The sequence below is a fragment of the Rhizobium tibeticum genome, from assembly GCF_900110205.1.
Lineage (GTDB): Bacteria > Pseudomonadota > Alphaproteobacteria > Rhizobiales > Rhizobiaceae > Rhizobium > Rhizobium tibeticum.
Window position 1 is genome coordinate 1 of the sequence record NZ_FOCV01000001.1, and the last position, 25,677, is coordinate 25,677.

24 protein-coding genes, 2 tRNA genes and 4 pseudogenes are annotated in these 25,677 nt (G+C 60.7%); 14 read left to right on the forward strand and 16 right to left on the reverse strand.

Features of this window, described 5'->3' with window-relative positions; translation table 11 throughout:
• A pseudogene (locus tag BSG20_RS00005) lies at positions 1-644 on the reverse strand (beta strand repeat-containing protein); the annotation flags it as partial.
• Positions 645-1,146: 502 nt separating this feature from the next.
• Between BSG20_RS00005 and BSG20_RS00010 the strand changes: the two are divergent.
• Positions 1,147-1,493 (forward strand): annotated as a pseudogene (locus BSG20_RS00010) (transposase); the annotation flags it as partial.
• Between the two features lie 330 nt (positions 1,494-1,823).
• Here the strand turns inward: BSG20_RS00010 and BSG20_RS00015 are convergent.
• A tRNA-Pro gene (locus tag BSG20_RS00015) sits at positions 1,824-1,900 on the reverse strand.
• A gap of 270 nt (positions 1,901-2,170) precedes the next feature.
• Between BSG20_RS00015 and BSG20_RS00020 the strand changes: the two genes are divergently transcribed.
• Together BSG20_RS00020 and BSG20_RS00025 are read left to right on the forward strand one after the other, a co-directional pair.
• Complete coding sequence (locus tag BSG20_RS00020; RefSeq protein ID WP_072370719.1) at positions 2,171-2,584, forward strand: hypothetical protein; 414 nt, start codon at positions 2,171-2,173, stop codon at positions 2,582-2,584.
• A 440-nt stretch (positions 2,585-3,024) separates the two neighbouring features.
• Positions 3,025-3,402, forward strand: a pseudogene (locus BSG20_RS00025) (helix-turn-helix domain-containing protein); the annotation flags it as partial.
• A 249-nt stretch (positions 3,403-3,651) separates the two neighbouring features.
• Here the strand turns inward: BSG20_RS00025 and BSG20_RS00030 are convergent.
• Positions 3,652-3,726: transfer RNA gene (locus BSG20_RS00030), tRNA-Gln, on the reverse strand.
• 161 nt (positions 3,727-3,887) lie between these two features.
• Here BSG20_RS00030 and BSG20_RS00035 point away from each other — a divergent pair.
• From BSG20_RS00035 to BSG20_RS00045, 3 genes and pseudogenes are all read left to right on the forward strand, one after another.
• Positions 3,888-4,184 carry a cupin domain-containing protein gene (locus BSG20_RS00035; RefSeq protein ID WP_072370210.1) on the forward strand — a complete coding sequence of 99 codons (297 nt, stop codon included), beginning with the start codon at positions 3,888-3,890 and terminating at the stop codon, positions 4,182-4,184.
• Entirely contained in the window at positions 4,185-5,102 is a 918-nt protein-coding gene (locus tag BSG20_RS00040; RefSeq protein ID WP_072370213.1) for an MBL fold metallo-hydrolase, read from the forward strand.
• Between the two features lie 3 nt (positions 5,103-5,105).
• A pseudogene (locus BSG20_RS00045) lies at positions 5,106-5,554 on the forward strand (thiol-disulfide oxidoreductase DCC family protein).
• Positions 5,555-5,604: 50 nt separating this feature from the next.
• Here the strand turns inward: BSG20_RS00045 and BSG20_RS00050 are convergent.
• Positions 5,605-6,513, reverse strand: coding sequence for a DUF1499 domain-containing protein (locus BSG20_RS00050; RefSeq protein ID WP_072370216.1), 909 nt, complete (start codon positions 6,511-6,513; stop codon positions 5,605-5,607).
• Between the two features lie 219 nt (positions 6,514-6,732).
• Here BSG20_RS00050 and BSG20_RS00055 point away from each other — a divergent pair, with 219 nt between their 5' ends.
• Positions 6,733-7,119 (forward strand): hypothetical protein, encoded by a 387-nt coding sequence (locus tag BSG20_RS00055; RefSeq protein ID WP_072370219.1) that lies wholly within the window; start codon positions 6,733-6,735, stop codon positions 7,117-7,119.
• 1 nt (position 7,120) lies between these two features.
• Here the strand turns inward: BSG20_RS00055 and BSG20_RS00060 are convergent, their stop codons facing one another.
• Entirely contained in the window at positions 7,121-7,366 is a 246-nt protein-coding gene (locus BSG20_RS00060) for a hypothetical protein (protein ID WP_072370222.1), read from the reverse strand.
• 197 nt (positions 7,367-7,563) lie between these two features.
• Here BSG20_RS00060 and BSG20_RS37180 point away from each other — a divergent pair, with 197 nt between their 5' ends.
• Positions 7,564-7,839, forward strand: a complete 276-nt coding sequence (locus BSG20_RS37180; RefSeq protein ID WP_072370224.1) for a hypothetical protein — start codon at positions 7,564-7,566, stop codon at positions 7,837-7,839.
• Here BSG20_RS37180 and ppdK read toward each other — a convergent pair.
• From ppdK to BSG20_RS00085, 4 genes are all read right to left on the reverse strand, one after another.
• Entirely contained in the window at positions 7,772-10,489 is a 2,718-nt protein-coding gene (gene ppdK, locus BSG20_RS00070) for a pyruvate, phosphate dikinase (protein WP_072370226.1), read from the reverse strand. The genes BSG20_RS37180 and ppdK overlap by 68 nt on opposite strands.
• A gap of 396 nt (positions 10,490-10,885) precedes the next feature.
• Positions 10,886-14,347 (reverse strand): chromosome segregation SMC family protein, encoded by a 3,462-nt coding sequence (locus BSG20_RS00075; protein WP_072370228.1) that lies wholly within the window; start codon positions 14,345-14,347, stop codon positions 10,886-10,888.
• Between the two features lie 78 nt (positions 14,348-14,425).
• Positions 14,426-15,121 carry a DsbA family protein gene (locus BSG20_RS00080; protein WP_072370230.1) on the reverse strand — a complete coding sequence of 232 codons (696 nt, stop codon included), beginning with the start codon at positions 15,119-15,121 and terminating at the stop codon, positions 14,426-14,428.
• Between the two features lie 160 nt (positions 15,122-15,281).
• Positions 15,282-15,770, reverse strand: coding sequence for a DUF721 domain-containing protein (locus BSG20_RS00085; RefSeq protein ID WP_072370723.1), 489 nt, complete (start codon positions 15,768-15,770; stop codon positions 15,282-15,284).
• 97 nt (positions 15,771-15,867) lie between these two features.
• Here BSG20_RS00085 and mutY point away from each other — a divergent pair, with 97 nt between their 5' ends.
• The 3 genes from mutY to BSG20_RS00100 are packed head-to-tail and all read left to right on the forward strand — an operon-like array spanning position 15,868 to position 17,939.
• Positions 15,868-16,959 (forward strand): A/G-specific adenine glycosylase, encoded by a 1,092-nt coding sequence (gene mutY / locus BSG20_RS00090; RefSeq protein WP_072370726.1) that lies wholly within the window; start codon positions 15,868-15,870, stop codon positions 16,957-16,959.
• Positions 16,960-16,962: 3 nt separating this feature from the next.
• Complete coding sequence (locus tag BSG20_RS00095) at positions 16,963-17,571, forward strand: HAD family hydrolase (protein WP_024315812.1); 609 nt, start codon at positions 16,963-16,965, stop codon at positions 17,569-17,571.
• A gap of 2 nt (positions 17,572-17,573) precedes the next feature.
• Entirely contained in the window at positions 17,574-17,939 is a 366-nt protein-coding gene (locus BSG20_RS00100; protein WP_072370232.1) for a nuclear transport factor 2 family protein, read from the forward strand.
• Here BSG20_RS00100 and BSG20_RS00105 read toward each other — a convergent pair.
• From BSG20_RS00105 to BSG20_RS00130, 5 genes are all read right to left on the reverse strand, one after another.
• Positions 17,927-18,394 carry a DUF6790 family protein gene (locus tag BSG20_RS00105; protein ID WP_072370236.1) on the reverse strand — a complete coding sequence of 156 codons (468 nt, stop codon included), beginning with the start codon at positions 18,392-18,394 and terminating at the stop codon, positions 17,927-17,929. The two genes, BSG20_RS00100 and BSG20_RS00105, sit on opposite strands and share 13 nt — an antisense overlap.
• Positions 18,395-18,572: 178 nt before the next feature.
• The gene (locus tag BSG20_RS00110; RefSeq protein ID WP_072370240.1) at positions 18,573-19,703 is read right to left on the reverse strand and encodes a site-specific DNA-methyltransferase; all 1,131 of its coding nucleotides are present in this window, start codon (positions 19,701-19,703) and stop codon (positions 18,573-18,575) included.
• Between the two features lie 227 nt (positions 19,704-19,930).
• Positions 19,931-20,251 carry a hypothetical protein gene (locus tag BSG20_RS36250; protein ID WP_167371537.1) on the reverse strand — a complete coding sequence of 107 codons (321 nt, stop codon included), beginning with the start codon at positions 20,249-20,251 and terminating at the stop codon, positions 19,931-19,933.
• A 229-nt stretch (positions 20,252-20,480) separates the two neighbouring features.
• Positions 20,481-20,834 (reverse strand): antibiotic biosynthesis monooxygenase family protein, encoded by a 354-nt coding sequence (locus BSG20_RS00125; protein WP_072370243.1) that lies wholly within the window; start codon positions 20,832-20,834, stop codon positions 20,481-20,483.
• Positions 20,831-21,160, reverse strand: coding sequence for an NIPSNAP family protein (locus tag BSG20_RS00130; protein WP_072370246.1), 330 nt, complete (start codon positions 21,158-21,160; stop codon positions 20,831-20,833). The genes BSG20_RS00125 and BSG20_RS00130 overlap by 4 nt, the downstream gene beginning before the upstream one ends.
• A 72-nt stretch (positions 21,161-21,232) precedes the next feature.
• Between BSG20_RS00130 and BSG20_RS00135 the strand changes: the two genes are divergently transcribed.
• The 3 genes from BSG20_RS00135 (at position 21,233) to BSG20_RS00145 (ending at position 23,779) form a co-directional block, all read left to right on the forward strand.
• Positions 21,233-21,919, forward strand: coding sequence for an ArsR/SmtB family transcription factor (locus tag BSG20_RS00135; RefSeq protein ID WP_072370249.1), 687 nt, complete (start codon positions 21,233-21,235; stop codon positions 21,917-21,919).
• Positions 21,920-22,039: 120 nt separating this feature from the next.
• Entirely contained in the window at positions 22,040-22,729 is a 690-nt protein-coding gene (locus BSG20_RS00140) for an HAD family hydrolase (protein ID WP_072370252.1), read from the forward strand.
• A 168-nt stretch (positions 22,730-22,897) separates the two neighbouring features.
• A complete protein-coding gene (locus tag BSG20_RS00145; RefSeq protein ID WP_072370255.1) occupies positions 22,898-23,779 on the forward strand; it encodes an MBL fold metallo-hydrolase in 882 nt (293 codons plus the stop codon).
• Between the two features lie 249 nt (positions 23,780-24,028).
• Here BSG20_RS00145 and BSG20_RS00150 read toward each other — a convergent pair whose 3' ends face one another.
• Both BSG20_RS00150 and BSG20_RS00155 read right to left on the reverse strand, forming a co-directional pair.
• A complete protein-coding gene (locus BSG20_RS00150) occupies positions 24,029-24,949 on the reverse strand; it encodes a diacylglycerol/lipid kinase family protein (RefSeq protein WP_072370729.1) in 921 nt (306 codons plus the stop codon).
• A gap of 55 nt (positions 24,950-25,004) precedes the next feature.
• Positions 25,005-25,658, reverse strand: coding sequence for a hypothetical protein (locus BSG20_RS00155; RefSeq protein ID WP_177309797.1), 654 nt, complete (start codon positions 25,656-25,658; stop codon positions 25,005-25,007).
• Positions 25,659-25,677 lie beyond the last annotated feature (19 nt).

Here is a 25,677-nt window from a genome sequence, read left to right on the forward strand (position 1 = left end):
CCGCCGATCTGACCGTCGGTCAGCGAACCGACCTGGGCTGCCGACAGGGCACCGATCTGCTCGTCGCTGAACTTGCCGATCTGGCCAGCCGTGAAGCCGCTGATCTGCTTCGGCGTCATCGCCTTGATCTGATCGGCGCTGAGCTTGCCGACCTGGCTGTCGCTCAACACAGCGATCGCTTCGTTCTTCAGGCTGCCGATGGCCTTGGTGTTGATGGCTGCAATTTCGTCGTCAGAGAACTTGGCAATATCGTCCGCACCGATGGAGCCGATCTGTGTCGCATTTAGGCCCTTGATCTGATCAGCCGTGAGGCCTTCGATCTGGTCGGGAGTAAGAGCCGCAATCTGCGTGGCGCTGAAGGCTGCAATCTGATCGTTCCCCAGAGCCCCGATTTTCGTGGCGTCGAGTGCGGCAAGCAGTTCCGGCTTCAATCCTGCGATCGCGGTCGTTGAAATCGCGCCGAGCTGATCTGAGTCGAGCGCTTCGATATCTTCAGCCTCAAGGGCAGATATCTGATCTTTGTTGAAAATCTTGAGCTGCTCTGTGGAAAGCGCCGCGACATCCTCGGTAGAGAAGCCCTTAATCGTCTTTGCCGACAGAGATTTGATCTGGGTATTGGAAAGAGAAGAAACGATCGAGGTCATGAAATTGCCCTTGCACTGGCGTTGGCGGTGACGGTGTCTTTCGTCTCGCGTCTCGTCGCAAAAGCTGGCGCGCGCCAGTCCATAGGTGGAGGCTTCGCGCCGTGCACAACTGCATGGCCGGGACGCTTAGACAAAATATTTCGGAAGACATCGCTCGAAGGAGCTAATGTTTAGGATAAGGCATCATGCGCACGGTGCGTGAAGCGACCGTCTCCTAAACCTCGACATTCGACAGGACCAAACCCGAACATCGTTGAGCCTAGACGATGAGATTCGTCATAGACTGACTGAGCAAACAATTATGCTGCAACCACTAATTATGAGTTAATGTACCGTTATTCCCCTCAAGTTATGTCTCGTTTTGTGTAACGGCCCCGCAAATATCCGGACACGATCTCCCACTTGATAAGTCTGCGAAGTAATGTGCCCATTATGACTAGTCACCATCCCAAGATAGAAGTTTTGTGACCTGCCACTGCGAATTTGCTCCAGAATTGATTAGATCATCGGCGTTTTGCGTGAGCAGGATGCTGGCGCGAAGACGGCCGACCTTTGCCGCAACCACGGCATCTCGGAAGCGACCTGGAAAGCCAAATATGGCGCGCATGGAAGTGTCCGAGGCGAAGCGGTTGAAGGCGCTGGAAGATGAGATTGCCAGACTGAAGAAACTGCTTGCCGAGCAGATGCTGCAGCCGCACTCCGCAAGCTTCTCCAAAAAGATGGTATTGCCTGCCGCCAAGCGTGATGCCGTCACGCATCTGAAGGCCGTCATGGGTCTTTCGGAACGGCAGGCCTGCCAGATTAATATCCGCCGACCGCAAGTCGATCCGCTACCGATCCTGCCGACCGCCGGGGCCGGTCACAGGCACAATGGTTTATCAGTCAGAAGCTCCCAAAAAGCGCTTTAGCATTCTTGGTGCTTTCGGCCTCCCTAGTGCAAATTCAAGCTTCCTTTTCGCTTCGCGAAGTGTCTTGTGTGGCCGGCCATCCTGCCATACACCGAACACGGACATCGTCACGGTTCGCCGGCGCGCGCCTATGTTGCCGCAAGTTTGGCAGACTTGAAGGAAGGCATAAAGGGTCTGCCCCGAGCCAAAGCCGGAGACTTTCAGGAGACGTGAATTCGGAGAGCGTTTCGGGAGAGCGGAATTTCCTCTTTTAATTTAAGAGGTTATCGGCTGGTCGGAGTGGAGTGATTCGAACACTCGACCCCCACGTCCCGAACGTGGTGCGCTACCAGACTGCGCTACACTCCGTGACCAGCGGCGCCTCTATAGACCGGCCCATCCTGTTGCGCAAGCACGAAAATTCAAAAGCCGGCGCATTTTTCGCCGGCGCGGCTGGCGCACCTCTGCGCAGGGCTAACTGGAGCAAAAAGACACACTTGCGGCAAATTTTGCGATTGCGAAGGTGGGTCGATTTTCTTTTGTCGGGTTCCGCGCTAAAGCGCTCGGCGGGACAAGCGGAAACCGCTGCAGACCAGCGATTCCCGCCGTCGAATGCGCGACAACTTCAGGGACGATAGAATGACACTCCGCACCTTTGCCGCGGCTGGGCTTGCCATTGTGCTTGCCGGCTGCACGACGATTCCGACCTCCGCCGATCCGATCTCCAGCCGCTGGGTTGGTCAGTCGGCTGGCAAGTTCTTCGCCGCCTTCGGCCCGCCGATCAGCGACGCCGAGAACGGCGCCGGCGTCAACTACACCTGGAAGGGCGGCTACAAGACGGTTCGCGTCCCGGCGAAATACGCAGAAGGTGCCGATGGTAAGCGCGGCAAGCAGATCTCGCCTGCCCGCACGCAGTACCTGCGCTGCCAGGCGGAAATCGCCACGAGTTCCGACTACACGATCCGCAGCATCCGCGTCGTCGGCGACATCCCCGGCGTCAACGGCCCGTCCTATTGCGCCGAGTTTCTGGCACCGGCCCAGCCCGCGCAGTAAGAGAGTCATAGCGAGCGAATTTTGGAAGGCGGCCCGGCGGGTCGCCTTTTCGGCGAGCGCAAACACCGATCGTCAATCGACGGCCACACGCTTGGTCGCGTTCCCCTTTGGCTCGGCTGCCTGGCAAAGCCGGCTGGGTGCGCACTCTGGCAGACAGATTGTCCAGGTTCTGCCAACCTTTCAGAGAAGCCGGCAATGAACGACCAGACGAGAAGCTTCGCCCAATCCTCGCTCGTTGCGGAACGAGATGCCGCGCCACCAGCGCAACCGAAGATAGCAGAGCACGCATTGTGAATCCGCCACCTGCGATTCTGCTTTGCTCAATTTCCGTGGCGAAGGTTCAGAGGTATGTGGCGAGCAAGCTGTCCTTCCCGAGAGCGGGGTGACAGTTCATACCGGACACATGGGTTACACTTTTTGCCTTTGCGAGGAGGACGAAGGTGCCTTGGCAGGAGTGCAACCGCATGGACGAGCGTCTCAAATTCGTTGCGCGGGTTCTGGATGGCGAGAAGATAGCGGCGCTGTGCAGCGAATTCGGCATCTCGCGCAAGACCGGTCACAAGATCATCAGCAGCTATAACGACAGCGGTCTGGAAGGACTGGCAGATCGATCGCGACGGCCTTACCGGCACGCCAATCAGCTTCCTTTCCAAATCGAGAAGCTGATTGTGCGGACCAAGCAGGACAAGCCCAACTGGGGCGCACCGAAGATCAGGGAGCGGCTGGCGCGGTTACTTCGGGATGTTCACACGCCGGCGATCTCAACCGTGCATGCCGTCCTCGACCGCAACGGCCTGGTCAAGCACGGTAGGCGGCGCATCAAACAGGTCGAAGACCATATCTGGCTTACAAGCTTTATGGATGACGATCTGGGATACTTCGATGATGAGACATGCAGCCTTGAACTTTTGCCGAACCCTTTCGGTCCAAAAGTGTTACCTATGCCTCAGGAATAAAACGTAACCTATGTGTCCAGAACGGACCAGACAACCCGTTCGGCACGAGGTTGTCACCCATGTCTTAGGGACGCTCTGTTACCTATGTCTTCGGTATGGACAAGAAACGGATGGCTGGGGCGCCAGGATTCGAACCTGGGAATGCCGGTACCAAAAACCGGTGCCTTACCGCTTGGCGACGCCCCACCAGAGCTTGAAAGCGAAGACCGCTTTCAAATCGACGCCTGCTTAGCAAAGCTCGCCTGCCGTCACAATCATTAAGTTGCGCGCCACGGCATATTTCTGTGCGCTTTTTGCGTCGCCATGCTAGGTCTCGGGTCAGCCGTCCAAGACGATCCGGAGTGACGATGAGCCAGTACCGCGCCCGCCCGCCTGCCCTTGCAACACTGCTGCTCGACGATGCCGTGGTTCGGATCACGCGTTGGGATTTCGAGCCGGGGGCGGACACGGGCGTTCACACGCATGGTCTGGGCTACGTTGTCGTACCGATGACCGATTGCCAATTTCTGCTTGAGGAAAAGGGTGAAAGCCGCAGGGTCGATGTCGCCAAGGGCGCGGCCTACCGGCGCGATGCCGGCATCGAGCACAATGTCGTCAACGCCGGCGATCAGCCGATGTCCTTCATCGAGATCGAATACAAGTAGATGGCAAGTCCCGAGTTCAATCTTGCCTTTGAGCCAGCGTACGGCCAGGCGGTTCCGATTGCCCCCGGCGTGCAACGGATCACGGTCAACAATCCGAGTGCCTTCACCTTCCACGGCACCAACAGCTATATCGTCGGTCATGCTTCCACAGCGGTCATCGACCCCGGCCCTGAGGACGAGGAACATTTCCAGGCGTTGATGGCAGCGCTCGGGGGACGCGAGGTCACGCATATCTTCGTCAGCCATACGCATCGCGACCACTCCCCACTGTGTCGGCGCCTGCAGGCCGCTACCGGTGCGCAGATCGTTGCGGAGGGGCCACACCGCGCAGCCCGTCCGCTGCACGAAGGCGAGGTCAATCCCTTCACCGAGAGCTCTGACGTGGATTTCCTGCCCGACATTGCGATCGGCGACGGAGAGACGATAGAGGGCGACGGATGGAGGCTGACGGGCGTGCTGACGCCGGGCCACACCGCCAATCATGCGGCCTTCGCGCTCGAGGGAACGGGCATTCTGTTTTCCGCCGATCATGTGATGGCATGGGCCACCTCCATTGTCGCGCCGCCAGACGGCTCCATGTCCGACTACATGACTTCCCTCAACAAGCTGATCGCGCGGCACGATCGTCTCCTGCTTCCCGGCCATGGCGGCCCGGTCCGCAAGCCGATCTCGTTCATGCGGGCGCTCAAGACCCATCGGCGGATGCGCGAACGCGCCGTGCTCGGCCGCATCCGTGCCGGCGATCGCAATATTCCCGAGATGGTGAAGGTGATTTATCGCGAGACCGATCCGCGCCTCCACGGCGCCGCGGCCCTCTCGGTTCTTGCCCATATCGAGGACCTGGTGGAACGCGGCGAGGTCGAAACGGACGGCCCGCCTGCCCTGCTCGGATCGTACCGGGCTGCGACGCGGAGATAGCTCATGGGCAATGCCTACAGTTACCGTTCCGACGTCGCTGTGCCGACCTTTGCCGATGACAAGCCGCTCATCGTCTTCGATGGAGCGTGTGTGTTCTGCTCCGCCTGGGTCCAGTTCGTCCTGAGGCATGACAAGGCGAAGCGCTATCGCTTCCTCGCGGCGCAGTCGCCGCTCGGGGAAGCGCTTTACCGGCACTATGAACTGAACGAGCGCGACTACGAGACCAACATCCTGATCGAAGACGGGAGCGCCTACTTCAAGTCGAGAGGCACCATCCGGATGCTTGCAGGGCTCGGCTTTCGTGGTCGCTGGTCAAGATCCTTCGGGTGCTGCCGCAGGGACTTGCCGACAGGCTTTACGAATTTATGGCCCGCAACCGGCTTCGAATTGCCGGCCAACGCCAGACCTGCTTCGTGCCGAGCCCGGAGCTTAAGGACCGCTTCCTGGGATAGCTGTCCGGCAGCGAAGGCCGCGCTCAATCGATCGCCAAGATGCGGACCGATTAGCTGCCGGCGATGCCGAGCAATTCGGAATCGAGAGCCTTTAGATAATCCTCAGCTATATCGGCGCTGAGGCCAAGGTCGTGCGGGCCGTAGCGCGAGGCGACGCGAACGTCGACGAGGGTGGTTTCTGCTTCTTCGCGCAGGCGGATGACGATGTCGAAACGCAGGCCGAGGACGAGGGTGCGGGTTTCGCCCTGCAGCGTCACGCCATTAGCCCGGCGAATCAACAGCGCCACATCGTCGTCATAGGGCCGCGGTGTCGGGATCGGCACGGCCTCCGGCGCTTCGGCAACCGCGCCTTCGTCTTGCTGCGGCTTCACCGGCCGATCTTCGAGATCGCGGTTTGGCTCGCTGTCGCCGTCGGCGCGGGTGATACGGATGCCGCCCTGCTTGGCGACCTTCTTGACGGCTTCGAGCACACGGTCGATCGCGCCGTCATAGCGACGGCCTGTGAGTTCCGGATAGGCTTCGAGCTGCTTTTCACGGTCCTCCGACGTCACCGCCGGCTGGCGCTTCAGCCAGATCTGATCGGCGTTCGGCGTCTTCAGCCAATCCGGCGCGGAGACGAGATCGGTCGATACATCGTAGATGGCCGGCAGCATGAAATAACGCTCGACCGCAATCCCGCCGATCGCAAGTGGAAGAGCAGCAAAAATCAGGGCTTTCAGCGCGTGAAGCCCGCCTTCGGCACCGGTCAGCCAAAGGCTGCGCAGCCCGGCAACGGCAAGCAGCGCCGCCAGCAGCGCGAAACCGGCCGAAACGAGCAGAACCAGTACCAGGTATGGCGTGACAAGGCCGGCGAAGCGGTGACCGACCAGAGCCGCAACGCAGAGAACCAGTGCAAATGCCCCGAAGCGCCGCGAGAAGCGGGCGGCATTTGAAACAGGGCGGTCGAAACGGATTGCCATCAATCTTACCGGTTAGTCGCAAGCGGCGCGTCCCGCACGAACGCGCAAAATCGCCCTCGACTTGTTTAGTGCAAGATTCGCCTAAATTGAAACTGTTGTGTCGATCCGGGGGGCGCAATCCACGAAGAAGACGACAATGGCGTGCGTGAGCATTTTCTGATATTCAGTGATTTGCGGTTGTGTAGATTGCGTCGCACACCGACCAACAGGAGAAGGGCAATGATTGCACCGGGGCTTGCATCGGGAACCCAGGCGCGGTCGCCGAGGAGGGCCGATCATGCGGATCCACTTCTGCCGATGGAGCTTCTGGAACTGGAACTGTCGCTCGACGGATATGATGGCAAATCCGACTTCTGCGAGACAGTCCGCGTGGCTTCGGCCAAGGCCGGGGGAGAACTTCTCTTCGATCTTCCGGCCGAAGGATTGATGGACGACTGCAAGCGGATCGCAGTGCTTCGTATCCCCTCATCCGAACAGAAGATGCGCGTCGTTCTTGCCGTGCTCGATCACAGCGGCACCGAAATCCGCATGGAAGCGCCGGACCCTGCCACAGCCCACCTCGCCCGTTTCGCCGAGGCCTTCGTCAAGGTCCTCGAACGGTTCTGACCTAGTCGCGCTGGGCTGCCGCCTCCGCCACGCTGCGGAATGGGAATTTTCGCCCGCATTCGCACTTGATCATGCAGGTTTCCTGATGATTGGATGCGCGCTGGACGAAGAAGCCACGCGGCAGGTGATCGACGCTGAAGCCCGGATGCTTGCGTTTTGGATCGTCGATCTCGGAGGCTTCTGCAAAGCCGGTATTGCCGCATTGCGGACAGGTCAGTTTCTTCGAGAATCGATCGCGCAGTGCCATGCTTGCCTTCCAATGTCGTCCGAGCCGCGCCTTCTTACAGATGATCCCCGACCGGCGAAAGCGGTCCGTGCGCCAAGTTGGGTGGCTGGGCGCGATCCCAAAGAGCAACCAACAACCCTAAGCCGTTCTTTTAGTTGACTGTAAGCCCCGATCGGCGTCATCTGCCTGTGGGAATTTTTCGTTGCAAAGACACGCCGATGCGCATTCTCGCTTTATCTCTTGCCGCTGTCGCAGCCGCCACTTGCCTCTCGGCATGTCAAACGCTGACGCCGGAGCAGCGGCGCGCCGCCGACGAGACTCAATGCCTACACTATGGTTTCAGACGTGGCACGGATGGCTTCGCGGCGTGCCTGCAACGCATCGATCTCTATCGCCGTGCACAGGCCCGCTACGACAGTGATATGCTCATGATGCAGATGGCTTACGATCTCGACCAGCCTTATTATGGCCGCCGATACTGGCGCCATTGGTAATCACCGCCTGCGCCGCGGCCAGCCGCGCAATCGGCACGCGGAAGGGTGAACAGGACACGTAGTCCAATCCAATTTCCTCGCAAAAATGGATGGATGCGGGATCGCCGCCATGTTCGCCGCAGATTCCGAGCTTCATGTCGTTGCGCGTCCGTCTGCCGCGTTCGGCGGCAATGCGGATCAACTCTCCGACACCATCGAAATCCAGCGAAATGAAGGGATCGTGCTCGATGATTCCCTTGCGCTGATAGGTGGGAATGAAGGCGGATGCATCATCGCGCGAGATGCCGAAGGTCGTCTGCGTCAGGTCGTTGGTGCCGAAGGAGAAGAATTCCGCCGCTTCTGCAATGATATGGGCTCTGAGAGCTGCGCGCGGCAGTTCGATCATCGTGCCGACCAAGTAATCGATCCGCATGCCCGCCTCCGCCATTACGTCCCCGGCGATGGCGTCGATGCGCTCCTTGACGTAGTCGAGTTCCGAACGCAATCCGACAAGCGGCACCATGATCTCTGGCACGACAGCCGCACCCGTTTCATGGGCTGCCGCGACGGCCGCCTCGAAAATGGCGCGCGCCTGCATTTCGACAATTTCAGGATAGGAGATTGCCAACCGGCAGCCGCGATGCCCGAGCATCGGATTGAATTCGTGCAGCGCGTCGACGCGCTGGCGCAGCGCCGCCGCGTCCATGCCCATCGCAGCGGCAACGTCGGCGATCTCCTCGTCCGTCTTCGGCAGGAATTCGTGCAATGGCGGGTCGAGTAGCCGGATCGTCACCGGCAGTCCGTGCATGACATTGAACAGGCTGGTGAAATCGTGCCGTTGCACCGGCAACAGCCTGTCGAGTGCGGTACGGCGGCCGGTCTCGTCCTCAGCAAGGATCATCTCGCGCATCAGATGAATGCGGTCGCCCTCGAAGAACATGTGCTCGGTGCGGCAAAGGCCGATGCCCTCGGCCCCGAAGGAGCGAGCTGCGCGCGCATCTGCCGGCGTATCGGCATTTGTGCGCACGGTCATGCGGCGTGCCCGATCGGCCCATTGCATGATGCGCCCGAAATCACCCGAAAGCTCAGGCTGGACCATCTGCACGTCGCCCTTCAGCACCTGTCCAGCCGAGCCGTCGATGGTGATGACATCGCCCTTCTTCAGCGTGACACCGACGCCAATAAGGCGCTCGTTGCGGGCGTCGATGCGCATGCTGCCGGCCCCGACGACACAGGGGATACCCATGCCACGCGCGACGACGGCGGCATGGCTGGTCATACCGCCACGCGTCGTCAGAATGCCCTCGGCCGCATGCATCCCATGGATGTCTTCGGGACTGGTCTCGACGCGCAGCAGGATGACTTTGCGCCCCTCCTCGGACGCCGTCACAGCCTCCTCGGCTGTGAAGACGATTTCACCGGTGGCTGCGCCGGGCGACGCCGGCAAGCCGCTGCCGATGACCTCGCGTGCCACACGCGGATCGATCGTCGGATGCAGGAGCTGATCCAGGGACGAAGGTTCGATGCGCAGCACCGCCTCCTCTTCGGTGATCACCTTCTCATCAACCATGTCGACGGCGATCTTCATCGCTGCGCGCGTGGAGCGCTTGCCGGACCGCGTCTGCAGCATCCAGAGTTTTCCGCGCTCGATGGTGAACTCGATATCCTGCATGTCGCGATAATGCGTCTCAAGCTCGGAACAGATGCGCGACAGCTCCTTGAAGGCATCCGGCATCAGCTTTTCCATTGACGGCCGCTCGGAGCCGGAACTGATGCGGCCTTCCTCGGTAATGCTCTGCGGCGTGCGGATGCCGGCGACGACATCCTCGCCCTGCGCATTGACGAGGAATTCGCCGTAGAGCGACTTGTCGCCCGTCGAAGGATTGCGGGTAAAGGCAACACCCGTCGCGGACGAATTGCCATGATTGCCGAAGACCATGGCCTGGATGTTGATCGCCGTCCCCCAGCCTTCGGGAATATTGTGAAGCTGGCGATAGGTCACGGCGCGGGCGCTCATCCAACTGGCGAATACGGCGCCGACTGCCCCCCAAAGCTGCACCTCTGGATCCTGGGGAAATTCCAAACCCAGTTCTTCCTCAATCACGCTCTTGTAGAGCGAGATCACGTGCTGCCATTCGCTGGCAGTCAGTTCGGTGTCGAACTCATAGCCAAGGCGCGCCTTCTCATCCTCGAGTATCTCCTCGAACACCTCATGATCGAGACGCATGACGACGTCGGCATACATCTGGATGAAACGCCGGTAGCTATCCCAGGCGAAACGTGCGTCGCCGGCGTCGTGGCCGAGCGCCTGGACGGTTTCGTCGTTGAGGCCGAGATTGAGGACGGTGTCCATCATCCCTGGCATCGAAACCCGCGCTCCGGAGCGCACGGACAGCAGCAGCGGCCGATCACCCGCGCCGAACCGCCGGCCGGTGATTTCCTCGATGCGTTCGATGCCGGCGCGCACCTGCACTTTCAGCTCTTCGGCAATCTGGCGCTCGTTCTTGTAGTAAGCAGAGCAGGCGTCAGCGATGATCGTCAGACCGGGAGGGACAGGAAGGCCGAGATTGCACATCTCCGCGAGGTTTGCGCCTTTGCCGCCCAAGCGCTCACCGTCGAGGGCACTGCCCTCTGCCTGACCACTGCCAAATGTATAGACCCACTTGGTCATATTCCCCCCAACACCAAATCCGGATCAACTTAATCCGTTGGTGTTGAAATGAAAATCGACAAATGCGGCCGAAATGTTGCGACGCACAATAACTGCGACAGACTGAAGCGTTTGAAGGGAGAAAAAGCTTTGCGGGACTGCAACAAAGTCCCGCAAAGCCTTATGTCCGTCCGGCCAGGAAAACCGGACGGGGGGTTCCGCCCATACGACTGTCAGAGCCAAAAGCATATTGCTCCGAGCGCGTCGCGCAGGAAACTCTGGAGCCGATCCGCTTTCGCGGTCATTCGGCGGCGACATGAAGCAATCTCTAATACAAGATCGGTTCGAAAACATCATCTGAAGGGGGAGATATCCCAATTCCGGCAGACTTTTTTTGGGCTTTTCTCAGCCGCTTGCTCAGGCGATCTCACGCAGTTGCTCAGCCGTCTGAAGATCGACCGACACGAGCTGCGATACCCCTTGCTCCGCCATCGTCACGCCGAACAGCCGGTTCATGCGCGCCATGGTGATCGGATTGTGCGTGATGATGACGAAACGCGTCTCGGTGGACGCAGCCATTTCGTCCATCAGGTTGCAATAGCGCTCGACATTGTGGTCGTCCAGTGGGGCGTCCACTTCGTCCAGAACGCAGATCGGTGCCGGATTGGTCAAGAAGACCGCAAAGATCAGCGCCATTGCCGTCAGCGCCTGCTCGCCGCCCGAAAGGAGCGTCATCGTCTGCGGCTTCTTGCCTGGCGGACGGGCGAGGATTTCGAGACCGGCTTCGAGCGGATCGTCGGACTCGATCAGCTGCAGTTCGGCCGTGCCTCCGCCGAAAAGATGGGTGAAGAGGCGCTGGAACTGGCCGTTGACGACATCAAACGCAACGATCAGCCGCTCGCGGCCCTCGCGATTGAGGCTCTGGATCGCACCACGCAACTTGCGGATCGCGTCGATCACGTCGTCTCGCTCCTTGATCAGTGCCTCGAGTTTCCCGCTCAGCTCCTTCTGTTCTTCCTCGGCGCGCAGGTTGACCGCGCCAAGTCGCTCGCGCTCCATCTTGAGGCGCTCGAGTTCGCGCTCGACCTCGCGAAGGTCAGGTGCTGTTTGCAGCGACTCCAGTCCCGTAAGCCGAAGTGCCTCATGGGGCGAGACGTTCAGGGTCTCGCGAATTCGCGCCTCCGTTTCCTGCCGCTTTTCACGGGCGGACACCAGGCGTTCTTCGGCGCGACCGCGGCGCTCGCGGCTCTCGGCGAGCTCGGAGAGAGCCGTCGCCGCCTTGTGGTCGGCATCGCGCTGCACGAGCTCGGCTTCGGCAAGCACATCGGCTGCGTGGCGGCGCGCATCCTCAGTCTTCTGAAGTTCGTTCAACAGCGCGCGTCGCTTGTCGTCGAACTCATCGGGAGCCATTTCGAGCTCGGCCGCTTCCTCGCGCGCTTCCTCCTCGCGGTCGCGAAGCGTGGTGATGTGATCCTCGGCGCTCGCGGCACGCTGGCGCCAGGTCTCGCGTTCCTGCCCAATGGCAACGATGCGGCGCTGGCGGGCCTCGTTTTCGCGGTTGAGGCTTTCGTGGCGGGCCCGTGCTTCGGCGAGCGCGCCACGGTCGGTCGTGACCTCGACCTGCTGCGACCGAAGCCGCTCGTCGATCGCCGTTAGATCAGGGGCATCTTCCAGCTCGATATGGGCGTTCTCTTCCTGGACAGAGAGATCCTCAAGCTGGATCTGAAGCTGGCTAGCCGCTTCGGCAATGACATCGCGGCGACGGATGAGATCGCCGGAGGCTCGTTCCGCCACGGCCAGCGCTTCGCGCGCCTCGGCGAGTTGCCGAGCGGAGATGCGGCTTGTTTCACGCGCCTCGGCGAGGCGCTGTTCTTGAAGGCCAATGGCATCGACCGCACCCGCCAACCGTTCCTCTGCTTCGGTGAGTATGTCGCGGGCAAGTGCGGCTTCGTTTTCCAGTTCGGCGAGTCGGTTCTTCTGCGCCAGCCGCAGCGCGGCCGCGCTCGGTGCATCGGCACCGGTGACATGGCCGTCCCAGCGGTAGACGGCGCCCTCCTTGGTCACAAGACGCTGGCCGGGCTTAAGGTCCCTCATCAAGGCAGCAGCATCCGAACCGGAGACAAGCCCGATTTGCTTCAGGCGACGCATCAGCGCGGCAGGGGCGCGAACGTAGTCAATTAGCGGCGTCGTGCCGGCTGGCAGCGCTTCATCCGCGGCACCGTCGCCATTGCCAGACCAATGAGCCGGCGCCTTGGGATCAAGCGGGGATTCAATGTCGTCGCCCAGCGCGGCGCCGAGCGCCGTTTCAAAGCCGCGGTCGACGCGCAGCTGATCGGCTGCCGTCGCAAATTCGCCTGCGGCGGCACCGGCAGCGAGCATGCGCGAAATGGTCCGGGCTTCGGTTTCGATGGCGTTCAGCTTGGCTCGCGCCTGATCGACCGGTGATCGCGAAAGAGCTTCGGTCCGGCGGGCAGCGGCCAAAACCTGCTCGACACCCTGGATCGCGGCTTCCGCCTCGGCAACAGCCTGCTCGCCCGCCTCCACCACGGCCCGCTTCTCGTCCGGATCGGGCAGGCTGGCAATCTTTTCGCCTATTGCGGAGAGCTCGCGATTGGCCTCGTCCATCTGCCGCTCAAGGCGCATCTTGCGATCGGCAAGGTCGCGGATGGCGCGCTCGAGCTGGTTGCGCCCGGCTGCAGCCTCGGCGCGTTCGGCGGTCAGCGCTGCAAAGACACGCTCGCTGTCGGCAAGCTTGGCGGCCGCCTCTTCGAAAGCCTCGCGCGTCTCTTCGGCAAGACGACCGGAATCGGCAAGGATCTCGGCAATTTCGGTTTCTTCGGCATCGAGCCTCGCCAAGATTGCGGCGTTGTCTGCGACCAGCCGCTCCTCGCGGCGAATGTCCTCGCCGAGCTGCGCAAGGCGGCGGGTCAGTTCATCGCGACGGCGCAGGATGCGGTTGGCATCCTCCTCGAGTTGCGTCTTGGCGATCTGCAGGCGCTGCAGCGCGGCGGCGGCACGCGCTTCGCCCTCGCGCAGTTCCGGCAGCTTGAGGCTCGCAAGTCCCTGGGCCTTGGCAGCCTCCATCTGCATCTGCGCTTTTTCGGCGACGATGACCGTGGCCTGATTGAGCGCGCTCTCTGCCTCGGCTTCCGCTTCCTTGGCCTGAACCCATCGGATATGCAGAAGCATCGCCTCCCGGGCGCGGATATCTGCGGACAGCGACTTGAAGCGGCTCGCCTGACGGGCCTGACGCTTCAAGCTCTCGATCTGGCTCTCAAGCTGAGAGGTCACGTCGTCGAGGCGTTCGAGATTGCTTTCGGCAGCACGCAGGCGAAGCTCGGCTTCATGCCGGCGCGAATGCAGGCCGGAAATGCCAGCAGCCTCTTCCAGGAGCTGGCGGCGGGCCTGCGGCTTTGCCGAGATCAGCTCACCGATACGCCCCTGCCCCACCATCGACGGCGAACGGGCGCCGGTGGAGGCATCAGCGAAGAGAAGCTGCACATCCTTGGCGCGGCTTTCCTTGCCGTTGATGCGATAGATCGACCCCTGCTCGCGCTCGATGCGGCGAGTGACCTGGATTTCGTCGCTATCGTTGAAGGCGGCAGGCGCGGTGCGCTCGCCATTGTCGAGATAGAGAGCGACTTCGGCGGTGTTGCGGGCAGGACGATTGCCGGAGCCGGAGAAGATGACGTCGTCCATCCCGGACGCACGCATGTTCTTGTAGGAATTCTCGCCCATCACCCAGCGGAGCGCTTCGACGAGGTTCGACTTGCCGCAACCGTTCGGGCCGACGACACCAGTCAATCCACGCTCGATGATGAATTCGGTGGGTTCGACGAAAGACTTGAAGCCGACGACGCGAAGCTTGTTGAACTTCATGCGGCGCCCCCGCGCCGCACAAAGCAAACGACGGGCGCACGGCTTCCGCCGTCGCCCGTCGATCGGATACGGTTCAGTCTAGAGCAGGCTCTCGATAAGGGCCGACATGGTGTCAACCGTCATGTCTCCAGAATAGCGCTTGCCGTTGATGAGGAAAGTCGGCGTGGCATTGACGCCAAACTCCTTGGAACCCCTTTCCCGCGTTGCATTCACTTCATCCAGCAGCTTCTGGTTCGTCAAGCACTTCGTGAAGCTATCCTCAGTAAATCCGGCAAGTTTGGACATTTGAAGCAGTGCAGCGCGGCCATCGTCCGCGGCAGCCCAGGTCTGCTGCTGCTTGAACAGCATGGCGACCATCGGAAAATACTGTTCGGCCGTGCTCAATTCTTCCGGCTTGGAAGGATTGCAGCGGGCCAGCATGAAGGCGGCAGCCGCACGCGGATCAAACGGGAATTCCCGGATGATGAAGCGCACCTTGCCCGTATCGACGTACTTCTTCTTGATCTCGTCGAAGGTCGTCGTGTGGAAATGGGCGCAGTGCGGGCAGGTCATCGACATGTATTCGACGATCTTGACCGGGGCGTCTTCCTTGCCGAGTGCCATTTCCGGCAACTCGCCCGGCTTCAGCACGGCGGCCATGTCGACGTCGCCATCGGACTGCGGCATTTCGGTGGCGGCATGCGCGGTGCCGAAGCCCGCCAGGGTCGTCGCGGTCGCGGCAGCCACGCCGCCCAGGAGCTGGCGTTTCGTCAGTTGCATTTCGGAAATCGGCATGAAGTTCCCCATGAATGAGAGTAGTGGCTGACAGTGCGATATAACGGCTCGAAGCCCTGAACAAGGCACGCTTCGCCAACTTTCTTCAAAGAATTGTGACCTTGGTTGGACGGCCAGATTAAATCGCGGACAGAATTGCCGCGACAATACTTGGAAGGCGTTAGCGACCGCGCTTCCCCAGCACAGCCGTGCCGAGACGCTTCAGCGCTTCGCGCAGCCTGTCGCCCTCGATGCCCTCCATCATATCCTCCAGCTTTGCGGCCGCCGCACCCTTCAGAGGCGGGGGTGTGCGGGAGCGCTTGATCGCTTGATAGACAGGCTTCTGGACGATGCGGATCTGGTGAACGGCGGCGAAGCCGAAGAAACTGTTGACGCGTTGGATGAGTTCACCCTGCGCATGGGTCAAAAAGAGTGCTCGGGCGCCCTCGCAGGCAATCGTGAGCACGCCTGGACGGAAGCCTCCGTCATCATTGCCGCGCGCCCAGGCAATCTTTTCGGGCCGGGTGCAATCGGCAAATTCCGAGCCGGCGATCTCGTCCCACGAGCCGAGCAGCGCCGTGTTGATGCCGGCGCGCTTTGCAAGCACCGGATCGATCAGCCCGTTCGCCAATTCGGAGATCTGCTTTTCACCTTTGCGTGGATAACTCATCGAAACCTTCATATCGCGCGGCCATCCTGCGCCACTACCTTGATCGCGCGGCATTGCTTCGCCAAGTATAGGGCACATCCCCTGATGACGGCAAATGATGACATCGACGACACTGGACGCGCCCGCCGCCAAACCCCTTCTCGACTGGTATGACCGGCACCATCGCGACCTGCCGTGGCGGGTTTCGCCGCCGATGGCGGCGCGCGGCATCAAGGCCGATCCCTATCATGTCTGGCTCTCCGAGGTGATGTTGCAGCAGACCACCGTGCCAGCGGTAAAGCCCTACTTCGCCAACTTCCTGGCACGCTGGCCGACCGTGCGGGATCTTGCCGATGCCGCCAGCGAAGACGTGATGGCGGCCTGGGCCGGGCTCGGATATTACGCCCGCGCCCGCAACCTCAAGAAATGCGCCGAGGCCGTGGCACGCATTCATGATGGCGTCTTTCCAAGCACCGAAGAGGGTCTGAAATCGCTTCCCGGCATCGGCGACTATACCGCTGCAGCAGTGGCAGCGATCGCCTTCAACCGGCAAGCCGCGGTCATGGACGGCAATGTCGAGCGTGTGATCTCCCGCCTCTTCGCGATCGCCACGCCGCTGCCAGCAGCCAAGCCACTGATGAAGCAGAAGGTTGGGCTACTGACGCCGCAGCACCGGCCCGGCGACTTTGCGCAGGCAATGATGGATCTCGGCGCCACCATCTGCACGCCGAAGCGGCCAGCTTGTTCGCTCTGTCCCTTCAGGGGATCGTGCGAAGCGTTGCGCCTGCACGATCCCGAGCATTTCCCGGTCAAGGCGGCCAAGAAAGAAAAGCCGGTTCGCCATGGCGCAGCCTTCATCGCGGTGACGGCGGATGGTGACATTTTCCTACGGCGGCGCATCGAGAGCGGCCTGCTCGGCGGCATGACCGAAGTGCCGACGACGAATTGGACGGCTCGACAGGACGGAGCGACGTCGGCCGGTGCGGCGCCTTTCCCGGCAGCCTGGGAGCCTTGTGGGACAGTGATCCACGTCTTCACCCATTTCGAACTCCGGCTTTCGATCTACCGGGCCGCGATCCCTTCGCTAATTCAAACAGATAACGGTTGGTGGGAACCGGTTACAAATCTTGACTCGCAGGCGCTGCCGACTGTCATGAAAAAAGCAATCGCCGCGGCTATCCCGCTCGCGTTCAAATATTCCAAGGATTAATCGATGCCCATTGATCATATTGTCTTCGACATCGGAAAAGTTCTCATCCATTACGATCCGAGTATTCCATTCAGCCGCCTCATTCCTGATGATGGCGAGCGCAAGTGGTTCTTCGAGAATGTCTGCACCCATGATTGGAACGTCGAGCAGGACCGCGGTCGTACCTGGGCCGATGCCGAAGCCCTGCTGATCGAGGTTCATCCGGATCGTGAGGAGCATATCCGCGCATTCCGGAAGCACTGGCATGAGATGGTCCCGCACTCCTACGACGACAGCGTCGCGATCATGGAAGGCCTGATTGCCGACGGCAAGGATGTGACGATGCTGACCAACTTCGCATCCGACACCTTCCGCGAGGCACAGGTCCGCTTCCCGTTCCTGACCAAGCCGCGCGGCGTCACGGTCTCCGGCGACGTCGGCCTGATCAAGCCCGATATCGCAATCTACGAAACGCATGCGAAGAGCTTCGGCCTCAAGCCGGCGGCGACGATCTTCATCGACGACTCCGCGCCCAACGTCGAGGGCGCCAAAGCCGCCGGCTGGGATGCGGTTCTCTTTACCGGCGCTGACAAGCTGCGTGCCGATCTTGCAGCGCGCGGCGTGAGGGTCTGACCATGGCATTCGATCCGGTTGAGGAAATCAAGCGCTTCCACGGCGCCATCAATGCGCTCGATTTCGATACGATCGAGAACTGCTTCGCGCAAGATGCGACCTATGTCTCGAATGGTGTTGGAAGCCTTTCCGGGCGAGCCGACATCATGGTCGCCTTCCGCAAGTATTTCGACGACTACCCGGACCAGACGGCAATCGACACGCTGGTCGAGAAGGTCAGCCCGAATGCCGGCCGCGCCGTGTGGTCGGTTCGCGCCACGCACAGCAAAACCGGAAAACCGTTGGTGCGGGAGGGCGAAGAGACGATCACCTTCAACGAAGATGGTCGCGTCACCCACGTCGAAGTGACGGACTATCAGGCGTTCTGAAACAACGCTGCGGAAAGATAGAAGACGAGCACAAAAGAGAGCCACAGGTCGGAGATCATGGCGATGTTCCTCGGCCGGTTCCTGGCCGGCTCAAGGAGATGCTTGAGACCGGCAAGCCCGTAGAACAGGCTGCCGGTAATCGCCGCTGGGACAATCCACTGCGGCTCGAAGAGGCTGAGCACGCCGAACATACCGATCGACAGGTTGCCAAAGCCGATCTCCTGCACCAGCGACTGGGCTTTGTGATCGGTCACACCGAAAATCGTCTCGGCCGTGAAGGCCGGATTGATGATCTGCTTCAGGCTGGCAACAAGCAGACGCAGGCCTACGCCCCAGAAGACGAACCATTTTCCGACGAGGAAGACGAGGTTGGCATCTGTGCTCCAGAGCGCTTCGGCGACAACGGAGCCCAACGGCAGAACAAGCATCAGCAACAGTATGATCGCAAAATACATGGCGGGTTCCTTGCCTGCTTCGGATCATCAGCCGCCGATACATGACACGGAATTGCGCTGCCGCGCGAGCCAAAATGAAGAGCGCCCGGGGTGTTGATCCCCGGGCGCCAGGCCTTCTTCCGTAACTGGAGGTACAAAACACCGGAAGAAGGCAGTCTCGATCACGTCGAGGCGGGTGTCATTCCGCCTTTGCCAGATCACTGCGGATAACGGACCGCAAATCGTCGATCGGGCGCAGGGACTGCCCGTCGTCGAAGTGCCAGAATGTCCATCCGTTGCATGCGTCAAGGCCTTGGACCTTTGCCCCAAGGCGATGAATGGAACCTGCCTCGCCACCGGAGGCGACAGTGCCGTCAGCGCGAACGATCGCGCTATAACGGCGTCTCGCATCGGTCAGCACCTGGCCGGGCTTGATCAATCCACTTTCGACCAACACGTTGAAAGCCACGCGGACTTCCTGCTTCTTGCCGGTCATGACGGTCAGTTCGGCCTTGCCGAGCGGCTCGACCGCTTCGATGCGAGCGGAAGCTGCGTCGATATAATCCTGCTCGCGCTCGATGCCAACGAAGTGGCGGCCGAGGCGCTTGGCGACGGCCCCCGTCGTGCCCGAGCCGAAGAACGGGTCAAGGATGATGTCGCCTGGCTTCGAGGAGGCCATGATGACACGGGCAAGCAGCGCTTCCGGCTTTTGTGTCGGATGCACCTTCTTGCCGTCGTCGCCCTTCAGGCGCTCATTGCCGCTGCAGATCGGGAACAGCCAGTCGGAGCGCATCTGCACGTCGTCGTTCGCCGCCTTCATTGCGTCGTAGTTGAACGTGTAGCCCTTGGCCTTGGCGTTCGGGCTCGCCCAGATCATCGTCTCATGCGCGTTCTGGAAGCGACGGCCCTTGAAGTTCGGCATCGGGTTGGTCTTGCGCCAGACGATGTCGTTCAGGATCCAGAAGTTCAGGTCCTGCAGCGTGGCGCCAACGCGGAAAATATTGTGATAGGAGCCGATCACCCAGATCGTGCCCGTCGGCTTCAGCACGCGGCGGCAGGCGAGCAGCCAGGCGCGGGTGAAGGCATCATAGGCTTCGAAGGAGGCAAACTGATCCCATTCGTCATCGACGGCGTCGACCAGCGACTGATCGGGACGATGCAAGGTGCCGCCGAGCTGGAGGTTGTAGGGCGGGTCAGCGAAAATAACGTCTACGGAGTGGTTCGGCAGGGCTTCAAGGGCAGCAACGCAATCGCCCTTGATGATCGTGTCGATCCAGGAGTCCGGCTTTGCGGAGGCCTTGAGATCGGCAAGCGGAAATACTGACGCCATCTGGAAACTCGCTCATACACATTACGCTTTTACTGTCTGTTATGGTTACTCAGTTTGGTTACCAAAGCCTGAAGGCATGAGCGATTTCGGGAAAATAACTTGTCTCGTGGAAAAGCGCAGCGGAATGCTTAGACAGATTTCATGAGAAGGAGCAAACAATCGAACGATTGAAGAGCAACGCCGAAGCGATCCGCGCATTCGGTGCTACTTCGCTTTATCTGTTTGGCTCACTCGCCCGTGATGAGGCGGGGAAAGTGATATCGATTGTTCATCGATGACGACCCGAGCAGTCGTTTCAACGCTTTCGACCTGATCAGCGTCAAGCTGATGCTCGGGGCAAGGTCTGACGCCTCCGTGGACATTACAAGGCGTGACGGTTTGCATCCGCGCCTTCGATCAAGGATCGAAAAATCGACCAGGCAGGTCTTTTGATGCCGCACGAAATCCGGCTCGTGGTCGATGACATGCGCGAGACGGTTGAAGGCATCGTCCGTGCGGTTGCCGGAAAGTCCTACTCCGACCACCAGAATGACCGGCCGCTTCGCCATGCCTGCAACGCTCTATTGAAATCATCTCGAAAGCAAGCCGAGCCCTACCAGAAGACGTCAAGGCAATCCGTCCGGAGGTTCCTTGGCCGCAGGTCAAAGCAATCGGAAGCGGTGGACGCCACGAATATCACGGTCTCTCCGGCAAGATATTTTGCGGGGTAATCGTCGATGAGATTCCGCGGCTCCGCGGCGCCATCGACGATCTGTGCGAGCGTTTCGCGAACGAGGCCTAAGCCGCGACGTCATGCACCTTGCGGCTATCGGCGGGAGCTTCCGATCGCTCGTTCATGCCGTAGTCGCGGACGATATGGCCGATGCGCAGCCGATAGTCCGCGAAGACACCGTTGCGGCCGGCGTGCTGGGCGGCGCGATGTGCCTCCAGGTTTCGCCATGCCCTTACTGCCTCTTCATCGCGCCAGAAGGACAGCGAGAGCAGCTTGCCGCGGTTGGTGAGGCTTTCGAAGCGCTCGATCGAGATGAAGCCGTCGATCTTTTCCAGTTCACCCCGAAGCTCGCCGGCGAGATCGAGATAGGTGTGGCGTTCGCCCATGAAGGGCAGGACTTCGAAGATTACAGCGATCATGGCATCACCAGCTTTGCGTGAGGCAGGGAAATGTTCCTGAGGAAGATGCGATCTTCCTTCAGGAGAAAACGTTCGCGTTTGGCAAACTCATAGTTTTCCTTGCCGAGCGGATCGGTGGCAAGGCGAGCGCGATAGGCTTCGTAAGCGGCGAGGCTCTCGATGTTGTAGACCCCATAGGCGGTCGTCGCCGAGCCTTCATGCGGTGCAAAATAGCCGATCAGATCGGCACCATTGCGCGGGATCGCCTGGCCCCAGTTGCGGGCATATGAGGCAAAGGCGTCCTTCTTGAACGGATCGATCTCATAGCGGATGAAACAGGTAATCATCGTCGTCTCCTTGTTATCTGGAAGCCGTTTTCGCACATTGCCGGACGACGATGCTTCGGTTAAGATCGAAGTATGAATGAAGGACCTGACATAGCCCAGATCGGTGCGCTGATCGGCGACCCCGCCCGTGCCAACATGCTGACCGCGCTAATGGGCGGCAAGGCGTTGACGGCGACAGAGCTCGCGGCGGCGGGCGGCATTACCGTGCAGACGGCAAGCACGCACCTCGCCAAGCTCGAGGCAGGCAATCTCCTCGCGCAACGCAAGCAGGGCCGCCATCGCTATTTCACCTTCGCAGATGACAGCGTCGGCAAATTCCTGGAAAGCATCATGGGCTTTGCGGCAGGGCGCGGCCATCTGCGCCACAAGCCAGGGCCGAAAGAGCCGGCCTTGCGCAAAGCCCGCATCTGCTACGATCACCTCGCCGGCGATTACGGCGTGCGGATGCTGGACAGCCTGATTGCCCGGGGCGCGATCGATGCGATCGGCGAAGGCCTAGCATTAACGGAGAACGGCGAAAACGAACTGAAGCGTATCGGCATAGATGTGCATGCCCTGAAGTCGTCGCGCCGGCCGCTCTGCCGCTCTTGCCTGGACTGGAGCGAGCGACGGGCGCATCTCGCCGGCAGCCTCGGCAAGGCGCTGCTTTCCAATTTCCTGGAGACGGGTTGGGCCCGTCGCACCGCGGAAAGCCGCTCCGTCATATTTTCCCCGGAAGGCGAACGCCAGTTTCTTGCCCTGTTTCCCGCCACCAAATAGCCGCGAACGACCGCAAGATCCAAGCCGCCCGCGGCGCGCAATCCAGCCATGCCCTGCTATCGGTTGAGCTTCGCCCAGGCATCGTGTAAAGGGGCACCATCCCAAACAAGGCGCGAGTAAATGGACGGCTTCGACCTCATCATCTTCGACTGCGACGGCGTTCTGGTCGATTCGGAAATCATCGCTGCGGATGTGGAATCCAAGCTTCTCACCGAAGCGGGCTACCCGATCAGCGTCGAGGAAATGGGCGAGCGCTTCGCGGGCATGACCTGGCAGAACATTCTCTTCCAGGTCGAGCGCGAGGCCAGCATTCCGATTCCGGCCTCCCTGCTTGATAAGTCCGAGAGGTTGCTCGATCTCCGTCTGGAGCAAGAGGTGCAGGCGATATCAGGCGCCGAAACCGCGATTTCGCGACTGAAGCTGAAGCGTTGCATCTGCTCGAACTCCGGCAGCGCGCGGCTCGACATGATGCTCGGCAAGGTGGGCCTGAAGCCACTCTTTGCGCCCCACATCTTCTCGGCGAAGGACCTCGGACCCGATCGCGTGAAGCCGAAGCCGGATATCTTCCTGCACGGCGCCAGGCAGATGGGCGTTTCGCCTGATCGCGCCGTTGTCGTCGAAGATTCCGTTCATGGCATCCACGCCGCGCGGGCTGCGGGCATGCGCGTCATCGGCTTTACCGGCGCCTCGCACACCTATCCCGCCCATGCCGACAAACTGACCGATGCCGGCGCTGAAACGGTGATTTCCCGCATGAGCGATCTGCCCGGCGTCGTCGCAGCGCTCGCCGAGTGGGAAGGCGTTTTGTAACTTCGCTTGCGCGCGAGCGCAGGCGGCGCTCGCGCCCAGCCCTATTCGAAGCGAGTTCCAAGCCGGTACCAGAAATTGCGCCGTCGCAGCGGAACGTCTGCTCTCTGCGACAAAGCGGACCTGTTCAGATATCGAAGCAACAATCTCCGTCTAGTAGGGCTGTCTCGCATGACCGTTTCCGTGGAATTGTGCTCTCTTCCCGAACTCGACGATCGGATCACCGTTGTCAGGGCAGGAGACGAAGTTGATGCCATGTTCGTACGCACCGAGAGATTGAACGTCCTGATCGACACTCTCGGAACGCCTGAGCTGTGCCGGATGGCGCTGGACCTACTTGGTGAGGAAGTGCGCGCACGTCCCTTGGTCGTCGTGAACTCCCACATGGACTGGGATCACTTCTGGGGTAACGCCGCGATTGCAGGGAAAGCCCTTGTTGTGGCGCACGCTGCAGCGCGTGAACGGTTGAGTGATCCGTCTTCTCTTCAAGTTCTGAAAGATAAGACGCGTGAGGATTCGCGATTTCGAAACGTCGAACTGATAGGTCCAGACATTACCTTTTCAGATTCAACGGTCCTTCATGGCGGCGATCTCACCCTCGAATTGATTCATACACCGGGGCATACGCCTGACCATATTGCGGTATGGATTCCTGAAATCCGCGTGTGCTTGGCCGTTGATGCCGTGGAGTACCCCATCCCGGAGGTCTGGGGCAGAAATGCGCGTGATCTTCGGCTGATCTGCTCATCCCTCAAACGAATACGCGACCTGGACGCAGAATTCGTCATCCCTGCCCATGGAAGGACGCTCTCTCCTTCGACGGTGAACGACAACTTGTTATACTTCAAAGCATTAGCCGGCTGCGTCGAAAATTTAAGCGAGGCACAGCTCGCGAATCCCGAGCTAGGCAAATCAACTGGCCTTCGGCTTCAGGATTTCGTCGCAATCCCGGCCGACATGGCACAGCATGTGGTGGAATTCTATGAGAAATGCCACGAAACCAACCTCGGCGCGACGGTTCAGGCACGCATAGAAGGGTTGAATTTCGCATAAGATAGCCGTTCGCGGCCTGCTGCAACGAGCGGCTTCATTCGCTGGCTCGCGCACAATTCCACAGGGTGCAACGTGGATCTGGCTCCGAACCTTTGCTTTCCCGCGGATCTGCGCTGTTGTGTTCGGTCATTCACTGAGCCACCGCCCTGCCGATCGCCTCGGGGTGACCTTCCTGCAGGTCGTGTGCGCCGGCGCCCAGCTTGACCAGGCGGCGGTTTTCGAGGCCAGCCACAAATTCCTCCGCAAAGACTACACTTTCAAGCTGAGGGCGCCGGACAAAATCTCGAAACGCGCCGGGAGCTGCCCGGGCGCCTCGCCGTCGCTGTCGATCGGGACTGCGGCCTTGCCAATCGGCCAAGCCTCAACGAGCCTGGCGCGATGGATGCTGACAAGCGGGCTCTTGAGGTGGCCGCCACTGTAGATGCTGTTCATCAGCGACAACACCTTCAGCCTGCCCGCACCGCGGATGATGACCACGTCGAACAGGCCATCGGCGACATCCGCGTCGGGAGCCACCTTCATGCCGCCACCGAACCAGGCGCCATTGGCAACGGCGACCGCCGTGATCGGACCCTCGTAAATATCCTCTTCATCGAGCCGAAGGCGGATATTGGGAGGCTTGTAGCGCAGGATCTGCAACAGGCTGTGGAAGAAGAAAACTGTCGGCCCCGGCAGGCGTCTGCCCCTGCGCGCCGCATTGACGGCACGCACGATATGACCGGACACGCCAAAGCTCGCGATGTTGGCGAAGTGGCGCGCGACCGTATCGCCGTCCTCATCGTCGCAGGTGAGCAATCCGGCATCGATCTGCCGAACGGAAGGAGAGATCAGCTCATGGGCAATCTTGGCAGGATCGCGCGACATCGGAAAATTGCGGGCGAAATCACATCCGGTGCCAGTGGCGATGAAAGAGAAAGCCGTGGCCGGCCGATGCGACTTCAGAATGCCGCCGGCCACCTCGCCGATCGTCCCGTCGCCACCGACGGCGATCACCAGATCGGCTCCATCATCCGCCAGTTCGCGCCCGAAGCGTGCGGCATCGCCGAAGCCCTTGGTTTCACGCAGGCTAAGATCGGTGAATCTCGCCTCGATGGCGCGCCGCAGCGCCGACCAGAACAACCTCTTCCCGCGACGGCCCGACGCCGGATTCAATACGATACCGATTTTCAAGCGATCTGCTCTCCCCGCGCCGGCCAGCATGGCGATGCGGAAACACGGGCGTTCCTCAGGTCTTCTTTTTCTTGCTCGTCGGCACCGGCCCCTGGTCGAAGCCAATGTTCACACGAACCAGCGCGCCGGAACCGACCGGCAGCTTGATGCCGTCCTTGCGGAACAAGGCCTGCGTGGCTCCTCCCGAGCCAACCTCGACCGGGAAATTCGTCACCTCCGAATAGAGCGCATCCTCACCGTCGTAGACCGTGATGCGAACCGGGAGTGTGATCTTGCCGGACGAACCGCTCGGCCCGGCGAGAACGCGAAGCTGCGCGACCACGGTCATCGTCAGGTTCGTGTCGTTCAGGCTGCACTGGCGCGTGTAGTCGCCGATCGATGCCTGGTAGGCAAGTTTCTGCGCATCGCCGGTCTTGGCGCCGCCCGCATAGCTGCGGAAGATCGCATCACTATCCTTCATGAACATCTGCGGGCACGCACCCTGGACGACGGGGGCAGTTGTGCCCGACGCAGTCGTGGCGGTTCCGATCGAAGGATTGTTGGACGACGGATTGGCCGGCGCCAGCGGCATGATCTGCCCATTGCCATTCGGCTGGGCTGGTGCCGTTGCGCTGTCTGAGCCACCGCCGACGCCGAGTGAATTGCAGCCGGCGAGCATTGTCGCAAACGAAGCCGAAACGATGAGACGCGAGACCTTGCCAAGCACGATTATTCCACCCTCTCCACAA